We start from the raw sequence: 3,846 nt of genomic DNA, 5'->3' as shown, positions 1-3,846 counted from the left end.
CAGGTCCTCGATCTGCCCGGGCTCGGAGCGGCCGCGGCCCGGTTGCGCGCCCGCGCCCGGCCGCTGCCCGACGCGCAGCCGGTGCTGTCCGTGACCGACCTCGCGATCGGCTTCGACGGGCGGCACGGCGGCGTCGACATCGTGGACGGCATCAGCTTCGAGGTCCGCCCCGGCGAGGTCCTCGGCCTGGTCGGCGAGTCCGGCTGCGGCAAGTCGCTGACGGCGCTGACCGTGATGGGCCTGCAGCCGCGGGAGGCCCGGCTGAAGGGGCGCGTGACCTTCGACGGGCGGGAGCTGATCGGCCTGCCCATGAAGGCGCGCCGCCGCCTGCTCGGCCATGACATGGCGATGATCTACCAGGACGCGCTGTCGTCCCTCAATCCGGCGATCACGGTGCGCGCCCAGCTCAGGCAGGTCGTGCGGCGCGGCGGCCACCACTCCCCCGCCGCGCTCCTCGAACGTGTCGGCCTCGACCCGGACCGCACTCTGCGCAGTTACCCGCACGAGCTCTCCGGCGGCCAGCGCCAGCGCGTGCTCATCGCCATGGCGCTGTCCCGCGACCCGAAGCTGATCGTCGCCGACGAACCGACGACGGCGCTGGACGTGACGGTGCAGGCCCAGGTCATCGAGTTGCTGCTGCGGCTGCGCGAGGAGTTGGGGTTCGCGCTCGTCCTCGTCTCGCACGACCTGGCGCTGGTCGCCGACGTCACGGACCGCGTCGTCGTCATGTACGGCGGCCAGATCGTGGAGTCGGGCGTCACCGCCGACCTCGTCGAGTCGCCCGAACACCACTACACGCGCGGCCTGTTGGGCTCTGTCCTTTCGCTGGAGGCCGCGGCCGAGCGGCTCACGCAGATCAAGGGCGTGGTGCCGTCCCCGGCGGACTTCCCCGCGGGGTGCCGGTTCGCGGACCGGTGCCCGCTGGCGTCGCAGGTGTGCCGGGCGCAGGCGCCCGAGCTCGTGGGCGCCCGCACCCATACGGTCGCCTGTCACCATCCGGCCTCCGCGCGGGGCACGGACACGCCGGTCACCGCGCTGCCCGCGGCCCGCGCCACCGTCACGGAGAGGGAGCCGAAATGACGCCGTCCATCGTGGAGTTGAGGGACGTGCACGTGGTGCACAAGGCCCGCTCCGGCGGACTGTTCGGCCGCGACCACGTCCATGCCCTCACCGCGGCCGACCTGGCCATCGCCCCCGGTGAGACGGTCGGCATCGTCGGCGAGTCCGGCTGCGGCAAGTCGACCCTGGCCAAGGTGCTGGTGGGCGTGCAGCGTCCGACAGCGGGCTCGGTGACGTTCCGCGGCGACGACCTGTGGGCCACGGCGTCCGTGCGGCGCCGCACCGCGCTCGGCGCGGGCGTCGGCATGATCTTCCAGGATCCGTCGACGGCCCTGAACAGGCGCCTGACCGTACGCCAGATCGTGCGCGACCCCCTCGACGTGCACCGGCGCGGCACCAGCGCCGAACGCGACGGCCGGGTACGGGAGTTGCTGGGTCTGGTCGGGCTGCCGAAGGCGCTCGCCGACGTCCTGCCGGGCCAGCTCTCCGGCGGGCAGCGCCAGCGCGTCGCGATCGCGCGGGCCCTGGCCCTGGAGCCGGACCTGGTGGTGGCCGACGAGCCGACGAGCGCCCTCGACGTGTCGGTCCGCGCCCAGATCCTCAACCTCCTCCTCGACCTCAAGGAGCGGCTCGGCCTCGCCCTGGTCTTCGTCTCGCACGACATCCAGACGGTGCGGCGGATGAGCGACCGGGTCGTCACGATGTACCTGGGCCGGATCGTGGAGGAGACGCCGGCCGCCGACGTCCTGGACCGCTCCCGGCACCCGTACACGCGCGCCCTGTTCTCGGCGACGCCCGGACTGCTCGACCCCATCGACCCGATCCCGCTGATCGGCCCGGTGCCGTCGGCGACGCGCCCGCCGTCCGGCTGCCCGTTCCGCACCCGGTGCTGGCGGGCGGACGACGTCTGCGCGGGGACGATGCCCGACTTCGAGGGGGCCGGCGGGCACGTCTTCCGCTGCCACCACCCCGTACGCGAGGACCAGTCCACGCACGACCTCGTCCGGGAGGTCGCGGTCCAGGAGGCGGCGCCCGCCACCCTGCGCGCGTGATCAGCCGGGCAGGCTCCCGGTGGGCGCCGTGAAGTCGATCTCCGCCGCCGGCCGTACGCGGATGCTGCGGTCGGGGAAGTCGATGTGCCGGTAGATCTCGTTGTGGTGGGCGATCGACAGGTCCGGCGGGGCGAAGTCCGTCGTGGCGGGGCGGACCGACGTCGTGTGTGCGTCCGCCACGAGGACCAGGTCGTAGCCGTGGCTGAGGGCCTGGCGCGCGGTCGTCTCCACGCAGTTCTCCGTGGCGAAGCCGGTGACCAGGACCTCGGTCACGCCGAGGGCCCGCAGGGACGCGTCGAGGCCGGTCCGCAGGAACGCGTCCGCCGTCGTCTTGGTGATCTGCAACTCGTCTGCGTCCGGGGCGAGTTCGGCCAGTACGGGCCCGCATCCGCCCTGTCGCACCGTGACGACGGCGACGCCCGCGGCCCGCGCCCGGGAGCGCAGGTCCGCGAGGACGCCGACGGTCGCCGCCGCGCGGTGCATGACCGGCAGCATGTCCTGCTGCATGTCGATCACGAGCAGGGCGGGGACGTGCGGGCGCGGCTGCATGGCGTCACGGTAGTCGCCGCGTGAGCGCGGCAGAGCGGCGGTCAGAGGTCGCCGAGCGGGATCCGGCGGAACTCGACCCGGTCGTACGTGCCCGTCTCCCCGGTCTCGTAGAGGATGCCGACGGTGTGGCGGTCGGGCTGCACCAGGTCCGAGTAGGCGGCCTGGAGCGGGGAGAGCGTGAGGGCCTTGCTGAAGCTCCGCCCGGCGTCGTCGCTGCGCCAGATCGCCATGGACCGGCGGGCGGTGGGCACGGAGGGCCCGGCGAACAGCAGCGGCGCGGTCCGGGTGCCGAACGTCTGCAGGACGCTGCCCTGGACGACCGGCACGTCGGAGAGGGTCGGCTGCACGGCGTAGGGCCGGTCGAGGCTCCTGGCGCCGTCGCTGGAGTAGCTGTCGAGACGGTTGCCCGCACTGGTGCCGTTCTGGTCCCGGGAGCTGAAGTAGAGCCGCCCGTCGGCGAGTTGGGTGGCGGCTGACTCGTTGGAGTTGTTCACGCCGTCGTACGAGTCGTCGACGAAGCCGATCCGCCAGGTGCGGCCGCCGTCGTCGCTGTAGAGGGCGTGCGCGCCGTAGTACTTGGCCTCCTGCCCGGTGTCGGCGGAGCCCGCGGGCGGGGCCGCCGAGTGGTTGGCGGGCACCACGAGGCGTCCGGCGTGCGGGCCGTGGGTGAGGGCGACGGCGTGGCCGGGCCCGGTCGCGTACCAGCGCCAGCCGGGCAGCTTGGTGCTCGCCGTGATGTCACGGGGCGGCGTGAACGTGCGGCCGTCGTCGCTGCTGGACTGCACGAAGACCCGGCGGCTCTGCTCGGGCGTGACCTCGCCGCGCATGATCTGGGCCTCGGTGACCTGGCCGCTGTTGTACGAGGTCAGCAGGGTGACGTGGCCGGTCCTCGGGTCGACGACGGGGGCCGGGTTGCCCCGGGTGTCGCCGTCGCCGGCCGCGACGACGCGCTGCGCGTCCCAGGTGCAGCCGCCGTCGGCGGAGCGTCTGAGGACGACGTCTATGTTGCCGGTGTCGGCGGCGCTGTTGTGCCTGCCCTCCGCGAAGGCGAGCAGGGTGCCGCGGGCGGTGCGCACGACGGCCGGGATGCGGTACGTGTCGTAGCCGCCGACGCCCGCCGAGAACGGCACGGACGACGTGCAGCGGCCGGGGCCCGGCGACGGCGCCGCGGACGCGCCGGCGGGCA

Annotated in this window: 4 protein-coding genes; 2 read left to right on the top strand and 2 right to left on the bottom strand. The window is 73.9% G+C overall.

Annotated elements, in window-relative coordinates; all coding sequences use genetic code 11:
• Together G3I40_RS44545 and G3I40_RS44540 are read left to right on the top strand one after the other, a co-directional pair.
• Nucleotides 1-1,080, top strand: a 1,080-nt coding sequence (locus G3I40_RS44545) for an ABC transporter ATP-binding protein (protein ID WP_164560484.1), incomplete at its 5' end; no start/stop codon positions are given.
• Nucleotides 1,077-2,111 (top strand): ABC transporter ATP-binding protein, encoded by a 1,035-nt coding sequence (locus tag G3I40_RS44540; RefSeq protein ID WP_164560483.1) that lies wholly within the window; start codon nucleotides 1,077-1,079, stop codon nucleotides 2,109-2,111. The genes G3I40_RS44545 and G3I40_RS44540, both read left to right, overlap by 4 nt.
• Here G3I40_RS44540 and G3I40_RS44535 read toward each other — a convergent pair whose 3' ends face one another.
• A complete protein-coding gene (locus G3I40_RS44535) occupies nucleotides 2,112-2,660 on the bottom strand; it encodes an isochorismatase family cysteine hydrolase (protein WP_164560482.1) in 549 nt (182 codons plus the stop codon).
• A gap of 41 nt (nucleotides 2,661-2,701) precedes the next feature.
• Nucleotides 2,702-3,846: sialidase family protein (locus G3I40_RS44530; protein ID WP_164560481.1), on the bottom strand; the 1,145-nt coding region annotated here is incomplete at its 5' end.

The sequence above is a fragment of the Streptomyces sp. SID14478 genome, from assembly GCF_010548525.1.
Lineage (GTDB): Bacteria > Actinomycetota > Actinomycetes > Streptomycetales > Streptomycetaceae > Streptomyces.
Note: the sequence above shows the minus strand (reverse complement) of the source record. Positions and strands in the feature narration are given on the sequence as shown.